This window comes from Oryzisolibacter propanilivorax (assembly GCF_900103645.1).
Classification (GTDB): domain Bacteria; phylum Pseudomonadota; class Gammaproteobacteria; order Burkholderiales; family Burkholderiaceae_C; genus Melaminivora; species Melaminivora propanilivorax.
Map to the genome: position 1 here is coordinate 583,549 of NZ_FNHP01000001.1, position 23,138 is coordinate 606,686.

At 66.4% G+C, this 23,138-nt stretch carries 22 protein-coding genes; 9 read left to right on the plus strand and 13 right to left on the minus strand.

Going from position 1 to position 23,138, the window contains the following annotated elements; translation table 11 throughout:
* Nucleotides 1-230: 230 nt before the first annotated feature.
* Genes BLQ61_RS02570 through wecB form a run of 6 tightly spaced genes read right to left on the minus strand, consistent with a single transcriptional unit; the run spans nt 231 to nt 6,665 of the window.
* Nucleotides 231-1,049, minus strand: a complete 819-nt coding sequence (locus BLQ61_RS02570; protein WP_091566328.1) for a hypothetical protein — start codon at nt 1,047-1,049, stop codon at nt 231-233.
* Between the two features lie 5 nt (nt 1,050-1,054).
* A complete protein-coding gene (locus BLQ61_RS02575; protein ID WP_175488190.1) occupies nt 1,055-1,939 on the minus strand; it encodes a YaiO family outer membrane beta-barrel protein in 885 nt (294 codons plus the stop codon).
* Between the two features lie 25 nt (nt 1,940-1,964).
* Nucleotides 1,965-2,960 (minus strand): hypothetical protein, encoded by a 996-nt coding sequence (locus BLQ61_RS02580; RefSeq protein ID WP_091566332.1) that lies wholly within the window; start codon nt 2,958-2,960, stop codon nt 1,965-1,967.
* Entirely contained in the window at nt 2,957-3,907 is a 951-nt protein-coding gene (locus BLQ61_RS02585) for a hypothetical protein (RefSeq protein ID WP_091566334.1), read from the minus strand. The genes BLQ61_RS02580 and BLQ61_RS02585 overlap by 4 nt, the downstream gene beginning before the upstream one ends.
* Complete coding sequence (locus tag BLQ61_RS02590) at nt 3,904-5,487, minus strand: glycosyltransferase family 2 protein (protein WP_091566336.1); 1,584 nt, start codon at nt 5,485-5,487, stop codon at nt 3,904-3,906. The genes BLQ61_RS02585 and BLQ61_RS02590 overlap by 4 nt, the downstream gene beginning before the upstream one ends.
* On the minus strand, nt 5,484-6,665 hold the full coding sequence (gene wecB / locus BLQ61_RS02595) for a non-hydrolyzing UDP-N-acetylglucosamine 2-epimerase (RefSeq protein WP_091566492.1): 1,182 nt from the start codon (nt 6,663-6,665) through the stop codon (nt 5,484-5,486). The genes BLQ61_RS02590 and wecB overlap by 4 nt, the downstream gene beginning before the upstream one ends.
* Before the next feature lie 710 nt (nt 6,666-7,375).
* Between wecB and BLQ61_RS02600 the strand changes: the two genes are divergently transcribed.
* Complete coding sequence (locus tag BLQ61_RS02600) at nt 7,376-7,705, plus strand: thioredoxin family protein (protein WP_091566338.1); 330 nt, start codon at nt 7,376-7,378, stop codon at nt 7,703-7,705.
* Nucleotides 7,706-7,729: 24 nt separating this feature from the next.
* Here the strand turns inward: BLQ61_RS02600 and rnhA are convergent, their stop codons facing one another.
* Together rnhA and BLQ61_RS02610 are read right to left on the minus strand one after the other, a co-directional pair.
* Entirely contained in the window at nt 7,730-8,179 is a 450-nt protein-coding gene (rnhA, locus tag BLQ61_RS02605) for a ribonuclease HI (protein WP_091566340.1), read from the minus strand.
* A gap of 33 nt (nt 8,180-8,212) precedes the next feature.
* The gene (locus BLQ61_RS02610) at nt 8,213-8,986 is read right to left on the minus strand and encodes a class I SAM-dependent methyltransferase (protein WP_091566495.1); all 774 of its coding nucleotides are present in this window, start codon (nt 8,984-8,986) and stop codon (nt 8,213-8,215) included.
* Between BLQ61_RS02610 and gloB the strand changes: the two genes are divergently transcribed.
* Together gloB and BLQ61_RS02620 are read left to right on the plus strand one after the other, a co-directional pair.
* A complete protein-coding gene (gene gloB / locus BLQ61_RS02615) occupies nt 8,985-9,758 on the plus strand; it encodes a hydroxyacylglutathione hydrolase (protein ID WP_091566341.1) in 774 nt (257 codons plus the stop codon). The genes BLQ61_RS02610 and gloB overlap by 2 nt on opposite strands.
* Nucleotides 9,758-11,335, plus strand: coding sequence for a transglycosylase SLT domain-containing protein (locus BLQ61_RS02620; RefSeq protein WP_091566343.1), 1,578 nt, complete (start codon nt 9,758-9,760; stop codon nt 11,333-11,335). The genes gloB and BLQ61_RS02620 overlap by 1 nt, the downstream gene beginning before the upstream one ends.
* A 21-nt stretch (nt 11,336-11,356) precedes the next feature.
* Here BLQ61_RS02620 and BLQ61_RS02625 read toward each other — a convergent pair whose 3' ends face one another.
* The 4 genes from BLQ61_RS02625 to BLQ61_RS02640 all read right to left on the minus strand — a co-directional run bounded on the left by BLQ61_RS02625 (nt 11,357) and on the right by BLQ61_RS02640 (nt 14,217).
* Nucleotides 11,357-11,503, minus strand: a complete 147-nt coding sequence (locus BLQ61_RS02625) for a DUF3096 domain-containing protein (protein WP_091566345.1) — start codon at nt 11,501-11,503, stop codon at nt 11,357-11,359.
* A 70-nt stretch (nt 11,504-11,573) separates the two neighbouring features.
* Nucleotides 11,574-12,626 (minus strand): ABC transporter substrate-binding protein, encoded by a 1,053-nt coding sequence (locus BLQ61_RS02630; RefSeq protein WP_091566347.1) that lies wholly within the window; start codon nt 12,624-12,626, stop codon nt 11,574-11,576.
* A gap of 137 nt (nt 12,627-12,763) precedes the next feature.
* Nucleotides 12,764-13,225, minus strand: a complete 462-nt coding sequence (locus tag BLQ61_RS02635; RefSeq protein WP_091566497.1) for a DUF1810 domain-containing protein — start codon at nt 13,223-13,225, stop codon at nt 12,764-12,766.
* A gap of 98 nt (nt 13,226-13,323) precedes the next feature.
* Entirely contained in the window at nt 13,324-14,217 is an 894-nt protein-coding gene (locus tag BLQ61_RS02640; protein WP_091566499.1) for a LysR family transcriptional regulator, read from the minus strand.
* Nucleotides 14,218-14,356: 139 nt separating this feature from the next.
* Between BLQ61_RS02640 and BLQ61_RS02645 the strand changes: the two genes are divergently transcribed.
* The 6 genes from BLQ61_RS02645 to BLQ61_RS02670 all read left to right on the plus strand — a co-directional run bounded on the left by BLQ61_RS02645 (nt 14,357) and on the right by BLQ61_RS02670 (nt 21,155).
* Nucleotides 14,357-15,880, plus strand: a complete 1,524-nt coding sequence (locus tag BLQ61_RS02645; RefSeq protein ID WP_091566351.1) for a CoA-acylating methylmalonate-semialdehyde dehydrogenase — start codon at nt 14,357-14,359, stop codon at nt 15,878-15,880.
* Between the two features lie 226 nt (nt 15,881-16,106).
* On the plus strand, nt 16,107-17,273 hold the full coding sequence (locus BLQ61_RS02650) for an acyl-CoA dehydrogenase family protein (protein ID WP_091566353.1): 1,167 nt from the start codon (nt 16,107-16,109) through the stop codon (nt 17,271-17,273).
* A gap of 76 nt (nt 17,274-17,349) precedes the next feature.
* Complete coding sequence (locus BLQ61_RS02655) at nt 17,350-17,922, plus strand: MOSC domain-containing protein (protein WP_091566355.1); 573 nt, start codon at nt 17,350-17,352, stop codon at nt 17,920-17,922.
* Nucleotides 17,923-18,333 carry a TfoX/Sxy family protein gene (locus BLQ61_RS02660; protein ID WP_091566356.1) on the plus strand — a complete coding sequence of 137 codons (411 nt, stop codon included), beginning with the start codon at nt 17,923-17,925 and terminating at the stop codon, nt 18,331-18,333. It begins immediately after the preceding gene.
* A gap of 132 nt (nt 18,334-18,465) precedes the next feature.
* Nucleotides 18,466-19,362 (plus strand): 3-hydroxyisobutyrate dehydrogenase, encoded by an 897-nt coding sequence (gene mmsB / locus BLQ61_RS02665; protein ID WP_091566358.1) that lies wholly within the window; start codon nt 18,466-18,468, stop codon nt 19,360-19,362.
* A gap of 218 nt (nt 19,363-19,580) precedes the next feature.
* Nucleotides 19,581-21,155 carry an AAA family ATPase gene (locus tag BLQ61_RS02670; protein ID WP_091566359.1) on the plus strand — a complete coding sequence of 525 codons (1,575 nt, stop codon included), beginning with the start codon at nt 19,581-19,583 and terminating at the stop codon, nt 21,153-21,155.
* Between the two features lie 98 nt (nt 21,156-21,253).
* On the opposite strand, the gene BLQ61_RS02675 is transcribed toward BLQ61_RS02670, so the two are convergent.
* Nucleotides 21,254-23,116, minus strand: a complete 1,863-nt coding sequence (locus BLQ61_RS02675; RefSeq protein ID WP_091566361.1) for an ABC transporter transmembrane domain-containing protein — start codon at nt 23,114-23,116, stop codon at nt 21,254-21,256.
* Nucleotides 23,117-23,138: the final 22 nt, after the last annotated feature.

The following is a 23,138-nucleotide window of genomic DNA, read 5'->3' on the forward strand; positions in this document are numbered from 1 at the left end:
CACGGGTGAGGTGCCAACAGAGGCATGGGCTGAAACCGGGGCGGCTTCGTCCTCGCCTCCGCCCCCGCCGCATGCCGCAAGAGCCGTGACCATCGCCCACAGCACGGCCGGCGCCGCGGCCCGTCGCCAGAGCCCGGCGGCAGCGTGGGTAGTTCTCGCTTGGGCTGTCATGGTGAATTCCCTTGGTGGTGGGTGAACGGGCGCGACCTTGCTGGTTCAGCGCAGGCCGGTCAGGCTTTGGCGACAGTACGCGCCGCCGCTCGCGCGGCTCGCGCGACACTACGGCGCTCGGAGACGGACGCTTTGCTGACAAAGTAGGAATAGATGCCGAGCTGCGCGAGCACGGGAGGCAGAAAGGTCGCGAGCAGGTAGATGGGCAGCAGCACCAAGGTGTTCGTCTCATGCACGATCCACACCAGGGTGCCGACGTGGAACGGTGCGCTGACTACTACAAAAGCTACGGCAACCAAGGTGGCCAGAAGCTTTTGCAGCATTCCGAGCGGAAATATGTACAGCAACGCCGCGTGCAGCACTGGCATGATCCAGAGCAAGATGCCGTTGATCTGCATCAGGCTGTTGAAGTAATCCGACACCTGGACCTGGAACAGGGTTGGAAACCAGAGAAAAGCCAGGGAGCTCCCCATGCCCAAGAACGTCGTGACACGCCAGAAATAGATGAAAGGCAGATGGCGTCTAGGTACTAGCAGGGAGACAACGAACAAAAGCGCCAGCACCACCAGCGTCACCCACGCCTGCACCACCGTTGGGGCATTGGCCGTCACCTGCATGGTTACGGCATCCCACCGGCGACCGAGAAAATAGAAGGGCTCGAGCGTGATTGCCGACCCGGGTCCGATGCCCAAGCGCGGCCATGCCCATGCCAAGAGGTCATGCCACAGCGCCTGCACGTGGCGAAACCCCAATGCGAGACACAGCCAGCACACGAGCAGCAGCGCCAGCACTTCAAGGGTCTGCCCGGTGCTCCAGGAGTAAGAACGCAAACCGCGCTGCTGGCGGGTCGTTTCGATGCGGCGTGGGCGTATCGTCATGGTCGTCAGAAGTCCATAAAAATGCCGATTTGCAAGCCTGCGCGGTGGTAATAGGGATTGCGGTAGAGCTGCGTTCCCAGGACATAGCCCCAGCGCCGGGTGACCCATTGGCGCCACTGCAGCGTGGCCTCGGTGGAGCGAAAGCGCACATCCGCCGGCAAGTCCAGGCCTGCGGCCACCGGCAGGTAGCCCTCTTGGCCGTGCTCGAGGCGCAGCGCCACGGTGCGCTGGCCCACCTGTCCCACGGTGCCCGCGATGAACGCGCGCGTGCTCGTGACGGAGCCGGGACTGGAGCGGTTGACCGACACGCCAGCCTCCCCCGTCCAGCCGGCAGGCGCGTAATACAGCAACGTGGCGCGCAGGGCGTTGTCGTGGTGGATGTGGTCGCCGCTGGCGGCATGCATGAACGCAAGGCCTGTCACCCAACGGCGCTCCTCGCCCCATTTGCGGAACGCACCCGCATCCAGTCGGTAGCGGTTTTGAAAGCTTGCGGTGGCGCCCGAGATACCCACCAGGCCGTACCAGTCTGGCGAGAAGTCATAGACCACCGACAGAGCGCCGACGGTGCCGGTCTCGCCGAAATGCCGCTGGCTGGCCACGCTCCAGTGCAGCACGGTGCCCGAAGCCGGACTGAAGTGCCCGAGCGCGTAGCCCTCGGTCCAGTGCTGCAGCCCGTCGCTCAGATGCGCTCCCGCCACGCCCACCTCGACACTGCCGGTGGTCGGCTTTGGAGAGACCACGTCTTCCATTGTGGAGGCCAAAGGCATGGAGACGGCGTCGCCGCCTGCGGCCTGTGCGAGCGCGCCCTCCGCCAGGCAGCAGCCGGCCGCAATAATCAAGGCAGCGCGCTGTAAGGGCGGCGCGAGTGCCGGGATCGAACCAAAGCTCATCACGTTGCGTCTCCTGTCGGCAGGTTCATATGACACCCGGGAGTGGGGTGAGCGAAGCGCCCAACTGACGCGTGCAGGCAACGCCGATGGATCGATGCGCCAACGCCGCATCGGCCATGGCGTCCAGGACTGTCCAGCCCACGTTGCCAGACGACGAACGGACCGACAGCCGCCAGCAGGCAGCTTCGGCGGGTGCCAGGCCGTGGATGTTCCAAGCCACGATGCCCCATGCGTAGTGGTCGTTCTGGCGGTTCAGCCACGTGGCGCTGTATTGGGCTAGCCAGCCAGCCATGTCAGCCGCTGCCTGCGCTTTGGGCAACATGCCGCTGCCCCAGAGATACGTCGGCGCCAGCGCATGCGGATAAAAGCTCTCGCGCTCTAGCGCAGGCAGCGCGGGCAGCCACTGGCCGTTGTGGCGAAAGCGCTGTCCGATGGCAGTGGCCAGGTTCGCCGCAGCCGTGGTCTGACGGGAGATTTTCAGCGCCTCGTATACCTCGATGTTGTCCATAAGGTAGTACGCGGACTGGCCCGGAAACACCTGGTACAGGCCGTTGCCCGGGTCGCGCAAAGACACAAGCAGTGCAGCCGCGCGGCGCTCCGCGGTGCTGGTGTCGACGCGTTCGAGCATACCTATCCACCCGCGCGCCCTTGCCAGGCGGATGAGGTGGATGGTGGTGGCCGCAGTCGAGTCGTCGGCGTCCGCCGCCATGCAGGCCACCCATGTCGAGTCCTCACGTGTGCAAAAGCGGTCGAAGCCGCCGTCCTTGCGCTGGCGCGGCAGCAGCCAGGCCAGCCACGCTTTCAGCTCGACCCGCACGTCAAGGCCCGAGTCCATCGCGATGATCAGCGCCTTGTTGGCGAAGTATGGGTCCGCTACTGTGCCCCCCACCAGAACGGTGAAACTCCCGTCGGCGCCCTGGAAGGCCCGCCAGGGCGCGGGCTCGGGTACAGATGCAGACATCGCAGGGCCGCACGCCAAAAACAGACTGGCGACCAGCGCGGGCAGCGCGAGCGGCTTCACGAGGCCTCCTCCGACACATGGCAGCCGCCGACCGACGCGATCGCGCCGAACACAGCAACCGAGGGACCGAGCACGACATCCCAACCGGAGACGCTGCAGGGTATCGAAGGCGAGCCCGCGTGAGTGCCGCGCCCCAGTTCGACGCGCCAGCCCGCTGAAATCGGCCCCTGAATGCGATTGAAACCCCGGCAGCGAATTTGACCCTCGGCAAACAAGGCGCCCTGCGCGGAGGCGCCCTCTGCCAGATCGATGTTCCCGTGCGCCTTGACGTGGCCGACAACGCGTGCGCCTTCGCCCAGCAGGAGATTACCGCCCACCACCAGGTCGGCAAAGCGCACCTCGCCGGCTTCGATCAGCAAATCCCCGGCGTGCCGTTCAGGCATCAGCGCCAAGGGCGTGGGAGCACCTTCGGCCTCGACGTCTTCCGGAGGCACCAGCAGTGGTGCCGTGACGATGCATGGAGCCGCCATCCGAAACGCCTGGGAGCCTGCAGCCAGCACCACCAGCGATTCGGCGCTGGTGCGGCCGTTGAGCACGACCGGACCATGGCTCACGATGGACTCGGCGTGCACCAGGTGGCGTACCTGCGCCCCCCGCTCCATTTCCAGTCTCATTCCCGAGATCAAAATGTCAGCGGTAGCGTCTTGCTCCATGCGTACGGCCCGGGAAGTGCGCACCGACGGAATGTGGACTGCTATGGGCACCACGTAGGCTTCTCCCTTGAGCCAGGAACCCGCCTGCTCCACGGACGCGAGATCAGGCAGTTGCGGTGCCAGCACCTGAAGGCGGTAGGCCGTCTCGCCGCTGTCTGCATCGTCGATGGGAATGGGCCCGATGTCCCGCCGCTGCCTGAGTTCGGTGAAAGCAGGCAGCAGGGGCAGCAGGAACAGGGCTATCGCGACCGAGGTCCAGACCAGGCCCCAGCCGATGGGGTTCATTTCGGTCATGGTGCGGCCTCCCCGCGTCCGGAGTCAGGATGGCGAAAGCGTGCAGTTTTGTCCCATTGGAGCTTGCGGCGCAGCAAACGATCAAGAAACAGCCCGTCAACGCTGGCCTTGGTAATTGCCATCATGCTGACGAGAAAACCGCAGAACATTAGAGGCAACAGCCGTATGCGCTCGCGGTACCCGTCTAGGTGCGAGGCGACTGCGACCTGCACGAAAGCGGCGAAGTTTCCCGCCAGCGCCAAGGTGGTGACGAAGATCAGGAACCACAACTCCCACGATTGCAGGCCCTGCGCGAAATCGACTCCGGTAAGGGCCAGCACCGCTGAAAGCAGCCAGCCCAGCAGCAGCAGAGGCGACATGAAGAACACCCCGAGCAAAGCGAGACCATCAAGCCGCTGCAGCCGTGACAGGTCGCCGCTGCGCAGCACGCGCCCGAAATACGTCATCATGGCCGCGTTGTGGCCCTTGGCCCAGCGGCTGATCTGGCGAAAGCGCACTTCCCAGGATTGCGGCACCTCCTCATAGCACTCCGCATGGTTAAGGTAGGCGGTGTGCCAGCCTTTGAGCAGTAATCGGTAGGTCAGGTCGGTATCCTCGGCCAGGGTGTCGATTGTCCAGCCGCCGGCGTCGGCCAGAGCGCTGAGACGCACGCCGCCCACGGTGCCCCCGTACTGCGGCACCGACCCCAGGCAATAGCGCGCCTGCTGGTCGACCTGATAGCCGGCCGAACGCTCCAGATCGAGAATGCGTGTGAGCAGATTGACGCCCACATTCTGCGGCACCACCCGGCCCATGACGGCCCCCACCTCAGGGTCGAAAAACGGCGCTGCCAATTGCTTGATCAACTGCCGATTGGGCAGATAGTCGGCATCAAAGACGATGATCAGGTCCGCCACGTCCTGCGCCTGCACGTATTCGGTTGCGGCTTTGAGGGCGCGCACGCGTGCGATTTCCGCCTCTTCCGCCTGCAGCAGCTCCTGGTGGGCCTCGCGCTCGTCCTCGGAGTCGCGCAGCTGCCTGAACCCGTTACCCGTCACGATGTCGGTCGCGTCCTTGAGCGCGGCCGCCTTCCCTGGTGCACCTGCGGACCGATGATAAGGATGCAGCCGGCCCGGGTATCGCGCGGCATAGTGTTCAATGACCGCCCGCGTGCCGTCGGTCGACCGGTCGTTCACGGGCATCAACACCAGCCGGTCGCTCGGGTAGTCGCAATGCAAAAGCGCATCAATGCAGTCACCAATCACGGCTTCCTCGTTGTGCGCAGCGATCAAAACCACCACGCGGGGCCAGTTCGCAGTTTCGATAGAAGCATGCAGCGGCACCTGTGGCCGGAACATGCGGGTCAAGGCGAACCAGTAATGCCGCAGCGAATACAGCAGCAATAGACCCACCACGAAGGCCAGCAGTGCCCTGCACACCATCACGAATGCATTGCCCGATGCTCCCAGTGCGCTGCCGGCCGGCTGCGCGCAGGCCAACACCGGTGCCAGCATCACCGCCAGGGCCAGCACCGCCCGCGTCCTGGCAAGGCTGCGCTCCTCAAGGTACAGTGGCCGCGTAGTTTTTCCGGTCGCTCTCATGCCAGCTCCTCTGCACAAATGGAGCCCCCAGACAGGCAACTTGCTTCTTGTCTTGAGGGGCGCAGCGCGGACTCAAGGTGCGCCGCTATCCGCTGCGACGCCTTGCCATCCCCAAACGGGTTGACGCTTGCCTGCATGCCGCGATAGGCCTGCGCGTCGGCATGCAGGTGCAAAACCTGGTCCATGATGGCCTGGCGGTGTGCGCCCACCAGCATCGCGCAGCCTGCCTCGAGCACCTCGGGCCGCTCGGTTTCTTCACGCAGCACCAGCACCGGCACGCCGAAAGTGGGAGCCTCTTCCTGCAGGCCGCCCGAATCGGTCAGCACCAGCCACGCGTCGGCCAAAGCCTGCTGCATGGCCAAGTAGTCGAGGGGCTGGGTGAGCCGGACGTTGGGCAGCCCGCCGAGATGCCGATGCACCGGCCCGTGCACCACTGGGTTGAGATGCACCGGAAACAGCACTGGCAGATCAGGCAGCCGAGCCGCGATGTCGGCGATGGCCGCGCACACGTGGTCGATATCGTCACCCCAGTTTTCACGCCGGTGCATGGTGACCAGCATGTGGCCGCGCCCGGTTGCACGGCGTTGGATGTCCCGGCGCTTGCAAATCCATTCCTGCGCATCCACTACCGTATTGCCGGTTGTCCAGATGCTATGCGGTGCCACGTTTTCCGCCAGCAGCGCCTGCCGCGACCGGGACGTGGGCGAAAAGTGGAACTTCGCGATTCGTCCGATCATCTGGCGCAGACCCTCCTCCGGGAAAGGCCGAAGCAGATTGTGGGTGCGCAACCCTGCTTCTATGTGGGCTACCGGAATCTGCCTGTAGAACGCGGCGAGTGCTCCCTGGAAGGCACTCTCGGTGTCGCCTTGTACGATTACACACGCCCAGGGAGAGCGGTCCAGCAGCGCATCCAGCTGGACACGGCAGCCCATGCCGAACTCGAGCAACGAGTCGCCTGCGCGGACCAGGGAGATATCTGGGTCGATGTCGAAACACGTCAGGATCTGGTCGGCCATCTGGCTGTGCTGGCCGGTGTGCAGCCACGCGACGCGCGCCCAGCCGCAGCGCGATAGCTGATGGTAGAGCGGCGCCAGCTTGATGATCTCAGGGCGCGTTCCAGAGACCATCAGAATTGGTACAGGCAAGTGAACAGCGTCAGGCCACGAAGGCAAAAGCATCACAACACTCCAAGTGAGCCCGTCAATATCTTTGCTGCCGCGTGCGAGCCAGAAGCTCTCGTCGCATGGAGCGTCGTGCGCGCCATGCACTAGCTGGTGGTTGGCTACTCCGCAGATGCGGTGGCATACCTCCACATCCATGTATCGCTGAAGCACCCTCGTGGTTCGCGAATAGCGTGCCAAATACTATCTATAGTTAATATTTATTCTCAAACGAAATCCATTGTCAAAATCGAATGACAAAGTGTCAATAATCATTTCTGGAATATCTGATTAGCCAACTTTGCTCTTCTTCCGCTTCCTGCCATGGGCAGCGCCTACTTTTCGCCCGCTATACAAAATGTAACAAAGGCAAGAATAAGCAAGGGAGAGGTTCCTGCCCTTGTATGTCTATTCAGCCGGGGAAGTCATAGAAAAGAAACAATCCTCCACGCGCTAGCTTGCGATGGCCACGTCCCTGGCCGGGTCCCCCTGCGGGCTGCGGATGGGGCGTGCACTCCGGATAGTGCGGCAGGGCACGACCGTGTTACAAGAAAGGCGTCGGCGTTGTGCCGTCATCTGGCCCCGGTTCGGCGGCATCAGCTGTCGCTAAGTAAGCGATACAGGAAAAAGGGGGGGCGGACATGGCACGTGAGAGAACATGCCCGCCGCAGCGCGGCGTCGTACACGACCTATGCTTGAGGCCTCGCACCAACCTTCCGGAGCATCCCATGTCCTACACCGCCATTCACTCCGAAACGCCACCCACGCGTGAAGCCGTAGACCAGCTGCGCGGCGCTGCAGTACTTGAGTTTGGCGCGCCCTGGTGCGGATATTGCCGCGGTGCGCAGCAACTGATCGAGCAGGCGTTGCAAGACTTGCCACAGGTCGAGCACATCAAGGTCGAGGATGGCCCGGGCCGCCCCCTGGGACGCAGCTACCGCGTCAAGCTGTGGCCGACGCTGGTGTTCCTGAAGGACGGCCAGGAAGTGGCGCGCGTGGTGCGCCCGCAGACTGCGCAGGAGCTGGACGACGCGCTGGCCCAGGCCAACGCAGCCTGACACGGCGCGGCGCCGTGCGGCCGTTCAGGCCGCTGCCAGCGCCTGTTCCACGCCCCGATTGGCCAGCGCGTCGGCGCGCTCGTTGCCGGGGTCGCCCGCGTGGCCGCGCACCCAGTGCCACTCGATCCGGTGGCCGGCGTCGTGCGCCAGGGTGTCGAGCTGGCGCCACAGCTCGGCGTTCTTGACCGGATGGCCGGCAGCGGTGCGCCAGCCCTTTTTCTTCCAGCCGTGGATCCAGGTCATGATGCCCTGGCGCACGTACTGGCTGTCCAGGTACAGCTGCACGCTGCACGGGCGCTTCAGGGCCGACAGCGCCTGGATGACGGCCATCAGCTCCATGCGGTTGTTGGTGGTGTTCAGCTCACCGCCGCACAGTTCCTTTTCCAGCGTGCCGGCGCTCAGCACCACGCCCCAGCCTCCCGGCCCGGGATTGCCCTTGCAGGCTCCGTCCGTATAGATCACCACCTCGGTCACGCATCGCTCCCGTGCATTTCGTTGTTCATTCATTCATTCATTCGGGCGCACGCGCTGCGCCACCTGTGCCTGCGCGGCGGCCGGCACCGGCACGCCGCGCCAGCCCGGCTCCATCAGCCGCATGCCGTGCACGCGCTTGACGGCCACCGCCACGTAGCCTGCACCCAGCGCCGGCCACCAGCGCGCGCCCAGACTGTCCATCCAGCCAAAGCGCTGCAGCCACGGCTCGCTGTTCACCGCCGGGCGAAAGCAGCCAAAACTGAGCGACTCCAGCTCGAAATCCAGCAGCTGCAGCCAGTCGCGCAGCCGGCCGGGGGCGATGAACTCGCCGCCCTCGGGCAGGTACAGGCGCCCGCCCGCGCCCAGGCGCTGGTACAGCCGCGCGCGTTTCTGCCGAAAGCCCCACAGGCTCCAGGGGTTCAGACCGCTGATGACCACCCTGCCCTCGGGCACCAGCACGCGCTGCACCTCACGCAGCGCAGCGTGCGGGTCCACGCTCACCTCCAGCGTGTGCGGCATCAGCACCAGGTCCAAGCTGGCTTCAGGAAAGGGCAGCATCACCGGCTCGGCCAGCAGCGCCGCGGCGCTGTTGCCGGGGGCCTCGGTCTCGGCCGGGCCCAGCGCCAGCCAGCGGTGCGGCATGCGGTTGGCGCGCAGCGCATCCACCGCCGGCAGCCCGAGCTGCAGTGCATGGAAGCCGAAGACGTCGGCCACCAGTTCGTCATAGCTCGATTGCTCCCACGCCAGCAGATGGCGGCCGGGGGAAGTGTCGAACCAGTGATGCAAACCTATAATTTCGCCGCTCATGAAGTTGCTGCCGCTGCCCGCCTTCGCCGACAACTACATCTGGATGCTGCAAGGCGCCCAGAGCGCCGTCGTGGTGGACCCGGGCGACGCCGAGCCGGTGCTGGAGGCGCTGCGCCACTCGGGTGCCACGCTGGGGGCGATTCTAGTCACGCACCACCACGGCGATCACGTGGGCGGCGTCGAGACTTTGCGCCGCGCCACGCGCGCCACCGTATACGGCCCGGCGCGCGAACGCATCCCCCAGCCGGCCACGCCGCTGGCGCAGGGCGATGCCGTCACTGTCCTGGGACTGACCTTCCAGGTGCTGGACGTTCCCGGCCATACGGCCGGCCACATCGCGTACTTCTGTGCCGATGCGCCCGGCGGGCCGCTGCTGTTCTGTGGCGACACGCTGTTTTCCGGCGGCTGCGGCCGGCTGTTCGAGGGCACGCCGGCGCAGATGCTGGCGTCCCTGGACCAGCTGGCCACGCTGCCGGACGATACCCGCGTGTGCTGCGCACACGAGTACACCCTGTCCAATCTGAAATTCGCCCGCGCCGTGGAACCTTCCAACGCGCGGCTGCTCCAGTACCAGCACGACTGCCAGCTGCTGCGCCAGCGCGGCGAGCCCACCCTGCCCGCGCAGCTGGCGCTGGAGCGGCAGGTCAACCCTTTTCTGCGTACCCGGCTGCCCGCCGTGGCCGACGCGGCGCGCGGCTTCGATGCCGGCGTCGATGTGTCGTCCCCTGTCTCGGTGCTGGCCGCTCTGCGCGAGTGGAAGAACCAATTCTGATGCGCCTTTTGCACCTGCTCGTGCTGACCAGTCTGCTGTGGCTGGCCGGCTGCTCCACCACCGCCGTCTCCACTGCATCCTCCGACAGTCAGGACATCCCGGCGGCCATTCACACCCCGCTGTACCCGTCCGGCCCGCTGCGCCCGATCACCGCCGGCGCCGCGCGCGGCAACGCGGTGGCCGGCATCGACGCGCCGGCCGACCTGTGGGACCGCATCCGCCGTGGCTTTGCCATGCCCGACCTGGACGGCGAGCTGGTCGCCGACCGTGAGCAGTGGTATTCCACGCGCCCTGACTACCTGCAGCGCATGACCGAGCGCTCGCGCAAGTACCTGTTCCACATCGTCGAGGAACTGGAGCGGCGCAACATGCCGACCGAGCTGGCACTGCTGCCGTACATCGAGAGCGCCTTCAACCCGCAGGCCGTCTCCAGCGCCAAGGCCGCCGGCATGTGGCAGTTCATGCCCGCCACCGGCACCTACTTCGACTTGAAGCAGAACGCCTTCCGCGACGACCGGCGCGACGTGCTGGCCTCCACCCGCGCGGCGCTGGACTACCTGCAAAAACTCTACGGCATGTTCGGCGACTGGCACCTGGCGCTGGCGGCCTACAACTGGGGCGAAGGCAGCGTGGCGCGCGCCATCGCCAAGAACGAAAAGCTGGGCCTGGGCACCACCTACCCCGAGCTGAGCATGCCGGCCGAGACGCGCCTGTACGTGCCCAAGCTGCAGGCGGTGAAGAACATCGTCGCCGCGCCCGACCGCTTCGGCGCCGAGCTGCCGCTGATCGAGAACCACCCCTACTTCCAGACCGTGGAGATCACGCGCGATATCGACGTGGAGCTGGTCGCCAGCCTGGCCGGCATCCGCGAGCAGGACTTCCGCGCGCTCAACCCGTCACTGCACAAGCCGGTCATCCTGGCCGCCGGCATGCCGCAGATCCTGCTGCCCTGGGATAACGCGCAGGTCTTCCGGCGCAACCTGCAGGCCTATACCGAGGGCCAGTACGCCAGCTGGACGGTCTGGACCGTGCCGACCAACATGAGCGTCGCCGCCGCCGCGCAGCAGGCCGGCATGAGCGAGGCCGACCTGCGCCAGCTCAACGGCATCCCGCCGCGCATGCTGATCAAGGCCGGTTCGGCGCTGATGGTGCCGCGCGCGGCCACCACGCGCCAGGATGTGCCCAGCCAGCTGGCCGACAACGGCCAGATCGCCTTCACCCCCGAGATTGTCACGCGCCGCACCACGGTGCGCGCTGCCAAGCGCGGCGAGACCGTGGCGTCGATCGCCCACCGCTACAAGGTCACGGCTGCCGACGTGGCCGACTGGAACGACGTGAAGACCGGCAGCCGCTTCAAGGGCGGCGAGGCAGTGGTAATGTACCTGCCGGTGCGCCTGGCGGCCTCGTCGCCGGCACGCACCAGTCCGCGCCAGCCGGTGATCGCCAAGCACCCGGTCAAGGCAGCGGCCAGTTCGGCCAAGGCGCCGACGCGCGCCGCGCGCCCAGCACCGGCCCGCACGGCCGCCAAGTCGGCGCCCGCGCGCCCGGCGGCCAAGGTCGCCAAGTCCGGCCGCTGAGCCCCGCGCCGGCGGGCGCGCTCACAGGCTCAGGTTGTGCGCGCCCACCAGTCCCAGCACGCCGATCACGATCAGGTACAGCGCCACGATGTAGTTCAGCAGGCGCGGCATAACCAGGATCAAAATGCCGGCGATCAGCGCCACCAGCGGGCCAATGCTCAAATTCATGGTGCAACTCCTTTGTGTGGGGACATGCGCGCGACACGGCTCGGCGCCCGTTAGGCGCCCTGGGGCGTGTCTACACCCGCTCGATTTTCTCGCGCGCCTTGCGTGCCCAGGTATCGCTGTAGGTCTTTTCCAGCAGCACGCGCGTCTGCGCCAGCGCCATGGGCTGCATGCGCTGTACCGCGCGCAGCGCGGTCGCGGGCCCGTCGGCCGGCATGGTGCCGTCAGGCGACAGGGTTTCGCGCACCTTCTCGAACGCGGCCAGGTAGGCGCCGCGGTCGCCCAGTAGATAAGGCTTGGGCACCAGCCGCGCCAAGTCGGTGACGCTGGCGGTCTGCAGCCAGCGCAGCGCGCGCACCATGGCGTTGGCCAGCGCCTGGGTCTGGCGCGGGCGGCGCTGCACGAAATACTGCGGCGCGAACAGGCAGCCGCCCGGCATGGTGCCGCCATACATCTGCGCCGAGCCCTTGAGCGAGCGTGTGTCGGCCAGCACGCGCACGCTGGTGCGCTGTTCCAGCAGCGTCAGCACCGGGTCCGCATGGCACAGGGCGTGCACGCGGCCATGGCGCAGCGCCTCGACCGCCGCCGCGCCGCTGCCCACGGCGACGAATTGCACCGGGTGTTCGTCCAGCCCGGCCTGCTGCAGCCACAGGCTGGCCAGGTAGTGCGTGGACGAGCCCGGCGCCGTCACCCCCACGCGCAACGGGCGCAGCCGGGCCAGGTCCTCGTTGCGCTGCAGCTTGGCGCTGGTCAGCAGCGCGATCTGCGGCGCGCGCGCCAGCAGTACCAGGCTGCGCCAGTCCTGCCCGTGCAGCTGGCCGCGCATGACATGCTCGTAGCCGCCGCAGCACACGTCGGCCCTGCCCGTGGCCAGTGCCTGCACGGCCGCGGCGCCGGACGGGTGGTCGTCGATCTGCACCTTTAGGCCTTCGTCGGCGAAGAAACCCAGCTCCTGCGCCGCCAGCAGCGGCAGGTGGTAGAGCGTGCCGCGCGCGCCCACGGCGATGCGCAGCAGCTCGTCGGGCTCGGACAGCTGGGCGGTGGCCGAGGCTGGCAGCCCGGACAGCGCGGCCAGGCCGGCCCAGCGGTACAGCCATTGGCGACGGGATGCGGACGAGACAGACATGGGTGCAGGCACGTAAGGACGGTGGAACAACTTGGATGCTGCAGTGCAGCAATCGTGCCGCAGCCGCTGGTCGAAATTCCTGGGGAAAAACCCTGAACTGGCTACGTACGTATGGTCGGGCTGCCAGCCGGACACAGTCAGCTGCGCGGTGACGTCTGCCTGTCGTCCTGCAGCAACTGCAGCGTCAGTGCATCCGGCTGGCCTGCGTAGAACACCTGCAGTGCCTGCGCAAACTCGGGCTGCTGCGGCGCCACCTGGGCGAACAGCGTCAGGCACGAGCGCAGTTTGAGCGCATCCACCTCGCCCAGCATCTGCACCGCCGTGCGCTCGGGGTGCGACAGCAGCGCCCGCACGCACTCCACCAGGCGCGCGCCCAGCAGCGGGTGTGCGGCATAGGCGCGCGCCTCGGCGGCGTCGGCCAGGCCATAGAACTGCGCGTTGTGGCTGCGACCCAGGGCGCGCAGCTGCGGCAGCACATACCAGATCCAGTGGCTGCGCTTGGCGCCGGCGCGCAGCTCGGCCAGGGCCTGGGCATAGTCGTGCGCCTGCGCCTGCACGAAGCGCTCCAGTTCCGCGGTGTCGGAAGCAATGGGGTCCATGGTGGCATTTTCCAATGAAAAGCGGCCCGTGCCCATATGGGACATGGGCCTGCAGCTATCAAAAAAAGAGTGTCACCCGTTGAATTGTGTTGACGCTTTCACGCCGGGCGCAAGCGTGCCGCTTCCTGCTGGCCCACGTCCTTCAGGAAGGCCCACACCGCCTGGGTGCGCGCCAGGTGCCGCGACTCGGGCGGCATGCTCATCCAGAAGGTGCGGGTAAAGCGCGCCTCGCGTGGCAGCACGCGCGCCAGAGTCGGGTCGCGGTCGGCGAGGAAGGCCGGCAGCACCGCCAGCCCGGCGCCGGCGCGCACCGCCTCGTACTGCGCGGTGACGCTGGTGCTGCGCAGCGCGAAGCGCGCGGGCGCGCCGAGCTGGTCCAAAAACTGCAGCTCCTTGGTGAACAGCAGGTCATCGACGTAGCTGACGAAGTCGTGCTGGCGCAGGTCCTCGCGCCGCGCCACCAGCGGGCGGCGCGCCAGGTATTCGCGCTGGCCGTACAGGTGCAGCGTGTAGTCGGCCAATTTGGTGACCAGCACCGAGCCGCGCTTGGGCCGCTCCAGCGAGATGACGATGTCCGCCTCGCGCCGCGACAGGTGCAGCATGCGCGGCACGGCCAGCAGGTCGATGGACAGCTGCGGGTGCCGGCGCGCCAGCCGCGCCAGCTGCGGCGCCAGGATCAGCGTGCCGAAGCCCTCGGTCGCGCCCACGCGCACCAGCCCGGCGGGGCCGCTGGTGCCGCCCGCGGGCACCACGCGCTCGGCGCCCAGCACGGCCGCCTCCATCGCCTCCACTGCCGGCAGCAGCTGGCGGCCGGCCTCGGTCAGGCGGTGGCCCGCCGCCTCGCGCGCGAACAGCGGCACGCCCATCTGCTTTTCCAGCGCCTGGATGCGCCGCCCCACCGTGGTGTGCTCGACGCCCGTGCGGCGCGCGGCTGCGGCCAGCGTGCCGGTGCGGGCCAGCTCCAGGAAGTAGCGCAGGTTGTCCCAGTCCATGATGCCGGCCATTGTTGTGCAAATCTGCAGAGCCGAAGTGCGCTCTTGCGTCTTGTGCTCATAATTTTGCACACATACCATGGGCGCTGGCTTTGCCGCTCCCCTTCCCTCTTTCACCCACCGCAGGAGACCCCGCGCCATGGACGCATCCACCTCGCAGGCCGTGCAGGCCCCCACCGTCAAGCTGCTGATCGACGGCCAGCTGGTCGAATCGCAGACCACCCAGTGGCGCAACGTGGTCAATCCGGCCACGCAGGAAGTGCTGGCGCGCGTGCCGTTCGCCACGCCCGACGAGGTGAACGCCGCCGTCGCCAGCGCGCACAAGGCCTTCAAGACCTGGCGCAAGACGCCCATCGGCGCGCGCGCCCGCATCTTCCTCAAGCTGCAGCAGCTGATCCGCGAGAACATGAAGGACTTGGCGGCCATGCTCACCGCCGAGCAGGGCAAGACCCTGCCCGACGCCGAGGGCGACGTGTTCCGCGGTCTGGAGGTGGTCGAGCACGCCGCCGCCATTGGCAACCTGCAGCTGGGCGAGCTGGCCAACAACGTCGCCAGCGGCGTGGACACCTACTCCATCCTGCAGCCGCTGGGCGTGTGCGCGGGCATCACGCCGTTCAACTTCCCGGCCATGATCCCGTTGTGGATGTTCCCGATGGCGATTGCCACCGGCAACACCTTCGTGCTGAAGCCGTCCGAGCAGGACCCGATGGTCACCATGCGCCTGTGCGAGCTGGCGCTGGAGGCCGGCGTGCCGCCCGGCGTGCTGAACGTGCTGCACGGCGGCGAGGACGTGGTCAACGCCATCTGCGACCACCCGGACATCAAGGCGATTTCCTTCGTCGGCTCGACGCGCGTGGGCACGCATGTCTACAACCGCGCCAGCCTCGCCGGCAAGCGCGTGCAGTGCATGATGGGCGCGAAGAACCACGCCATCCTGATGCCCGACGCGAACAAGGAGCAGTCGATCAACGCCATCCTGGGTGCGGCCTTCGGCGCGGCCGGCCAGCGCTGCATGGCGGTGTCGGTGCTGGTGCTGGTGGGCGAGGCGCAGCAGTGGATCCCGGACATCGTGGAAAAGTCCAAGTCCCTGAAGGTTGCCGCCGGCACCACGCCCGGGGCCGACCTGGGGCCGCTGGTGTCGTGCGCCGCGCGCGAGCGGGTCGAGTCCTTCATCGAACGCGGCGTGGCCGAGGGCGCCACGCTGGAGCTGGACGGGCGCAACCCGAAGATCGACGGCTTTGAAAAAGGCAACTTCATCGCGCCGACCATCTTCAGCGGCGTCAAGCCCGGCATGAGCATCTACGACGAGGAAATCTTTGGGCCGGTGCTGGCCATCGTCTCGGCCGACAGCCTGGAGCAGGCCATCGAGTTCATCAACGCCAACCCGAACGGCAACGGCACGGCCATCTTCACGCAAAGCGGCGCGGCGGCGCGCATGTTCCAGGAGGAGATCGACGTCGGCCAGGTCGGCATCAACCTGCCGGTGCCGGTGCCCGTGCCGCTGTTCTCGTTCACCGGCAGCCGCGCGTCCAAGCTGGGCGACCTGGGGCCGTACGGCAAGCAGGTGGTGCTGTTCTACACCCAGACCAAGACGGTGACCGAGCGCTGGTTTGACGACAGCACACTGCACCAGGGCGTGAACACGACGATCAGTTTGAAGTGATGCCATGGCCCGGCCCCCGATTGGCACCCTCTCCCTCCGGGAGAGGGTGGGGGTGAGGGCCAGCGACAGGGGCGATGGCAACCCGTCAGCTTCAACCAGCCTGGGCCATCCCTCATCCCCGCCCTCTCCCAGAGGGAGAGGGAGAAACAGCCAAAACCCACCAAGGTCGTTGTAAATCAACGGCCAGCAGCTACAGAAAACAGAGCATCCGAGGAGACCTTCGCGCATGAATTTCGAGCTGACCGAAGACCAGCGCGCCTTTACCGACACGGCGCGGCAGTTCGCGCAGGCCGAGCTGGCACCCTACGCGGCGCAGTGGGACGCCGAGGGCACCTTCCCGCGCGAGGCGATCCAGAAGGCGGGCGAGCTGGGCTTTTGCGGCCTGTACGCGCCCGAGAACGCCGGCGGCCTGCAGCTACCGCGGCTGGACGCCACGCTGGTGTTCGAGGAAATGGCCGCCGTCGACCCCAGCACCACGGCCTTCATCACCATCCACAACATGGCCACCTGGATGCTGGGCACCTGGGCCACGGATGAAGTGCGCGCCGAGTGGGGCGAGCAGCTGACCAGCGGGCAAAAACTGGCCAGCTACTGCCTGACCGAACCCGGCGCCGGCTCGGACGCGGCCAGCATCAAGACGCGCGCCGAACGGGTCGGCCACGAGTACGTCATCAACGGCGCCAAGGCCTTCATCAGCGGCGCCGGCGCCACCGACGTGCTGGTGCTGATGGCGCGCACGGGCGACGCGCAATCGGGTGCCGGCGGCATCAGCGCCTTCGCCGCCCCCGCCAACTTGCCGGGCATTGAGTACGGCAAGAAGGAAGACAAGATGGGCTGGAACAGCCAGCCCACGCGCACCATCAGTTTTGACGACGTGCGCATCCCCGCCAGCCACCTGCTGGGCCGCGAGGGCGAGGGTTTCAAGATCGCCATGAAGGGCCTGGACGGCGGGCGCATCAACATCGCCACCTGCTCCGTCGGCGCGGCGCAGGGCGCGCTGCAGCATGCCCAGCGCTACATGAACGAGCGCAAGCAGTTCGGCAAGCCGATCGCCAGTTTCCAGGCGCTGCAGTTCAAGCTGGCCGACATGGCCACCGAGCTGGTCGCCGCGCGCCAGATGGTGCGCCTGGCGGCCGCCAAGCTCGACGCCGGGGCGCCGGATGCGTCCACCTACTGCGCGATGGCCAAGCGCTTTGCCACCGACGCGGGCTTCACCGTGGTGAACGACGCGCTGCAGCTGCACGGCGGCTACGGCTACATCCGCGAATACCCGCTGGAGCGCCTGCTGCGCGACGCGCGCGTGCACCAGATCCTGGAGGGCACGAACGAGATCATGCGCGTCATCATCGGCCGGCGCATGCTGGACGGCGACGCGCCGGAGGCCATCCGGTGATGCGCTGCGGCGCCCCCAGCGCGCCCGCCCGGCGCGCCAGCCTATCCACCACCCGCGCGGGGCATCCAGGCCGCGCATGAGCGCCGCGCTGCGCACTACCGTCGTGGCGGTGCACCGCGACGCCGAGCACCGCTTTTCCAAGCAGCTTGAAGACTGCATCGAACTGGAAGAAGGCCTGGGCGTCGTCGGCGACGCGCACCATGGCCTGACCGCGCGCCACCGCTCGCGCGCCAAGGCCGACCCGTTCCAGCCCAACCTGCGCCAGGTGCACCTGATCAGCGATTCGCTGTTCGCGCACCTGGCCGGCCTGGGCTTCGACGTGGCGGCGGGCGAGCTGGGCGAGAACGTGACGCTGGCCAGCGCGCCCGGCCTGGAATGGGACGCGCTGGTCGCCCTGCCCGTCGGCACCCGATTGCACTTCGCCCAGGGGCCGGTGGTCGAGCTGACCGGGCTGCGCAACCCCTGCGCCCAGCTCGACCGCTTTCACAAAGGCCTGCTGGCCGCCATGCTGGACAAGGACGCCGCCGGCCGCGTGCGCCGCAAGGCCGGCGTGATGGGCGTGGTGCGCGCGGGCGGCCCCATCGGTGGGGGCGACGCGGTGCGCGTGCGCCTGCCGCGCGCGCCGCACCGCGCCATGGAGTGCGTGTAGATGCCCGCCCGCCCCCTGCTGGATGCCACGCTGCAGCTCATCGACGCCGTGCGCGCCGCGCTGGCCGAGCGCCTGGGCGCGCAGGACGTGGTGGACGAGCGCACGCTGTTCGGCTGCCACGCCTTCATGGTGAACGGCAAGCTGTGCCTGGGCGTGAAGGGCGAGGCGCTGCTGGTGCGCCTGCCGCCCGCGCAGCACGCCAGCGTCGCCGAGCAGCCCGGCGTGCGCGAGCTGGACGCGCGCGGCGGCATGCCCGGCTACTTCTGGATCGACCCCGCCGGCTACGCCACGCAGGCGCAGTGGCAGCACTGGCTGGATGCCGCCCTCGCCTACAACCCGCTGGCCCGCGCCACGCCGCGCCGCCGCCGACCCTCTCTTCCTCCCTCTTCCTCTGGGAGAGGGCCGGGGTGAGGGCCGCCGCGCCCCAGATTCACAACCATTTATCCCTCTAGCCCTTATCCCTCAAGCGCTACCAGCTATCAATTCCGCAGCGTTTTTTCTTTTCCCTTCCTTTTCACTCACCCACCACCCCGGAGACACACCATGCAAATCGCCTTCATCGGACTGGGCCACATGGGCGGCCCGATGGCCGTCAACCTGCACAAGGCCGGCCACCACATCCGCGCCTTCGACCTGAGCCAGGACGCCTGCGACAAGGCCCAGGCCGACGGCCTGCACATCGCAGCCAGCGCCAAGAAGGCCGTACAGGGCGCCGAGGTGGTCGTGTCGATGCTGCCCGCCAGCCCGCACGTGGAGGCGCTGTTCCTGGGCAAGGACGGCCAAAGCGGCCTGCTGCAGCACATCGCCAAGGGCACGCTGGTCATCGACAGCTCGACCATCGCCGCCGCCACCAGCCAGAAGGTCGCCAAAGCGGCGGAGGGCATGGGCATCGCCTTCATCGACGCGCCCGTCTCCGGCGGCACCGGCGGGGCGATTGCCGGCACGCTGACCTTCATGGTCGGCGGCAGCGACACCGACCTGGAGCGCGCCCGCCCGGTGCTGGAGAAGATGGGCGCCAACATCTTCCATGCTGGCAGCGTCGGCGCCGGCCAGACCGCCAAGATCTGCAACAACATGCTGCTGGGCATTCTGATGATCGGCACCAGCGAGGCCATGGCGCTGGGCGTGGCCAATGGGCTGGATCCAAAAGTGCTGGCCGAAATCATGCGCCGTAGCTCGGGCGGCAACTGGGCGCTGGAGAAATACAACCCGTACCCTGGCGTGCACGAGAACGCACCGGCGAGCAAGGGTTATGCAGGCGGGTTTGGCACGGACCTGATGCTGAAGGACCTGGGGCTGGCGCAGGAGAACGCGATGGCGATGAAGGCGAGCACGCCGCTGGGCGGGTTGGCGCGGGCGCTGTATGCGGCGCATAGCTTGGGCGGGCACGGCGGGGAGGATTTCTCGAGCGTGATCAAGATGGTGCAGAAGAAAGGGTGAGCTGCTGAGGTAGTGGCTTTACCGAAACGCACGGGCGCTGTAGCATGTAGTTACAGCGCCCTTATTTTTTTAAGGGAAATTTTTGATTTCCTAAAGAGCCACACGTCGGGTACTCAGCTGCAACAGAACAATCGACATATTTAATTGAGTGAGGCACGCGACCTGATTGTCGTCCAATACCAGTTCCATATTAGAAAAATTTATCACAGGAGTAATTCATGGCAGAGAAGAAGAAACTTGAGGAAGTATTCAAAACAGTCGGCTTGCCGCCTTACACTTACATTAAACCGCCGTACTATGGCGAAGTGCGCTCCGATATCGTTCAACCCGGAAAACATTTGCTGATTGAAGGGCCGTCGGGAATCGGCAAGACCTGTGTTGTTTTCAAGGTTTTTGAAGAGCTCAAGTTTCGGCGGAATCACGACTTCTTGTACATAAGTTGCCGCGACGGTGGCGCAGCGGAAACTATCGACGGATTTCTCGATGCTGCTGCCAACGGAGAACCAACGCGCGTGCCAGTCTTAGTGATTGATGATTTTCACCTGCTGCGCGCCGAACGCCGAGCACAGATTGGCTCGCAACTAAAGAGGCTTAGTGACAGAACGTTTGAGCATGCCGCCCCTCCGAAGGCAATCCTTATTGGTATCCCGACAACTGGCGTTTCACTGCTATCAGACGCCTATGACCTAGGGCCTCGGCTAGGGACATATGTACTCAGCCGTGTCTCCGACTCGGAAATTGACAAGCTAGTGAGCGAGGGGGAGAACGCGCTGCAAGTGCTATTCGAAGACCGTGATGTCCTACTTTCTGAAAGTGCAGGCAATTTTTGGCTGGCCCAGTACATATGCAATAAGGTCTGTGCCGCGAAAGAGGTGTACGAAACGCAGGACGACACCCGAATTCTTACTTTTGACATTCTCGGAATCCGGGCACGGCTCATGACTGAGCTATCGCAGCGCTACATGCCGGTCGCGAAGACAATAGCGAAGGGTAAAAAGTGGCGCCCTGGAGGAAACAAGCCATATCTCGAAATTCTCTTGGCCCTATGCAAGATTCCCGAGTCTGTGGTAACGTTCGATAAGCTCTTGTATGTGCTTCCAGAGAAGCGGAAACCTGGAATTAAAGCAGTACGAGGTCGAATTGCAGAAGTCCTTGTAGATCCTGCAAAGCAGGTTGATATGAGAAAACAAATTGCCTTTGACCCTGAATCAGGTTTTTCTATTGAGGATCCCTTGTTCCGTTATTTTCTTACCAACCTTGACGCTAAACGACTCTACCAAGAGTTAGGGGTGGAGAATGAAGCCGTGGAGCAGGCAAATCTGTACTCGTACGACATAGGCTTCTCGTTCGCAGGCGAAGTCCGTCGTCTTGTGGAGGTTGCGAATGCAGAACTGAAAAAGGAAGATGTAGTCACCTTTTACGACTACGATCAACAGGCCGTGCTTCTCGCTCTTGATTTAGAAAACATTCTTGAGCGTGTATATGCTGAGTCTTGTCGATTCTATTTAGTCTTTCTTGATAAGCACTATCGTGAGAAGGTTTGGACTAAGTATGAGAAAGATGTAATGACACGCGCTGGTCGGAAAGACCACATCATCCCTGTCGTTCTGGATGACGCTGGCGCTGACGGTGCCGTGGGCATCCCGAAGACTGTGGGCCGCATCGATCTTCGTGACATATGGGCTGAAGTGCAGCGCACTGGAACCATCGACCAAGATATTGTGAACGCGGTGAGAAATCGATGCGTCTTACCTTTACTTGAAAAGCTAGAAGCGACCGGACAAGTCATTTGAGGTCGGTTCGCCCGACGCCTAGCCATTTCATCGAGGAGTGTCCAGCTGGCTGTGCCGTCTGAGCACTCATCATGTCAAGCGTTAGACAAGAGCCGGCATCAAGCGTCGAACTGTAGCCGCGCCAACCGCGCATATACCCCGCCTCTTGCCACCAGCTCCGCGTGGCTTCCTTCTTCCACCATCCTCCCCTGCTCCAGCACCACGATCCGATCCGCGTGCTGCACCGTCGCCAGCCGGTGCGCGATGACCAGGGTGATACGGCTGCCCGCGCGCTGGGCCAGCGCGGCGTCCAGCGCCTGCTGCACGGCCCGCTCGCTGTGCGCGTCCAGCGCACTGGTGGCCTCGTCCAGCAGCAGCACCGGCGCATCCTTGAGCAGCGCCCGCGCGATGGCGATGCGCTGGCGCTGGCCGCCCGACAGGCGCACGCCGCGCTCGCCCAGGAAGGTGTCGTAGCCCTCGGGCAGCGCCTCAATGAAGTCGTGGGCGAAGGCGGCGCGTGCGGCGGCGATGACTTCCTCGCGGCTGGCGCCCGGCCGGGCGTAGCGGATGTTGTCCAGCGCGCTGCTGGAGAAGATCACCGCGTCCTGCGGCACGGTGGCGATGCAGCCGCGCAGCGCGTGCAGGCCCCACTGGCGGAGGTCGTGCCCGCCCAGCGCGATGCGCCCCGCGCCCACGTCGTAAAAGCGCTGCAGCAGCTGGAACACGGTGGACTTGCCCGCCCCGCTGGCGCCGACCAGCGCCACCGTCTCGCCGGGCGCCACGCGCAGGGTGAAGTCGCTCAACGCCGCGCGCTCCGGGCGCGAGGGGTAGTGGAACGTCACGCCCTCGAAGGCCAGCGCCAGCGGCGCATCTGACGCAGCGCCCGGCTGGCCCGTCGCGCCGCTGGCGCCTTCGGGCGAGCGGATGTCCGGCTCGGTCGCCAGCAGCTCCATCAGCCGCTCCATGGCACCCGCCGCGCGCAGCAGGTCGCCGTACACCTCGCCCAGCACGGCCACGGCGCCGGCCAGAAACAGCGCGTACACGACGGTCTGGCCCAGGCTGCCGGCGCTCATCTGCCCGGCCAGCACGGCCTCGGCGCCGCGATACAGGCCCCACAGCAGCAGCGCGGCGTTGGCGATGATGATGAAGGCCACCAACAGCGCCCGCGCGCCGCTGCGGCGCACGGCGGTGCGAAAGGCGGTCTCGGCTGCGCTGGCGAAGCGCGCGGCCTCGCGGCCCTCGGCGGTGAAGCCCTGCACCACGGGCACGGCGGCCAGTACCTCGGCGGCGATGGCGCTGGCGTCGGCCACCCGGTCCTGGCTGGCGCGCGACAGGCGCCGCACGCTGCGCCCGATCCACAGCGTGGGCAGCACGACGACCAGCACGGCGGCCAGTGCCACCAGCATGACCAGCGGGTTGGTCCACACCAGCATCACCAGCGCGCCCGCGCCCAGCACCGCGTTGCGCAGGCCCATCGAGAACGATGAGCCGATCACCGTCTGCACCAGGGTGGCGTCGGCCGTCAGGCGCGACAGTACCTCGCCGGTCTGCGTGGTTTCAAAAAACGCCGGGCTTTGCCGCAGCACCTGCGCGTACACGCGGCTGCGCAGGTCGGCGGTGACGCGCTCGCCCAGCCAGCTCATGGCGTAGTAGCGCCCGGCCGAGAACACGCCCACCGCCACCGCCACGCCGAACAGCAGCGCAAACTGGCGGCGCAGCGCGCCCGAATCGGCAGCGCCGCCGCTGCCGGGTAGGCCCTGGTCGATCAACTGGCGCAGTGCCATTGGGAAGGCCAGGGTGGCCAGCGCCGCCAGTACCAGCAGGGCCAGCGCGGCGGCGATGGGCCAACGGTAGGGGCGCAGGAAAGGCAGCAGCGCGCGCAAGGCACGCGGCTGGCCGCGCGCCCCAGGCTCGGCAGCGGCGTTGCCGGCGCCGTCAATGGGGATGGCGCCGCCTGCCGGGTGGGTTGACCGATGAGCCATGCAGGTGCAGATCGATACAGGG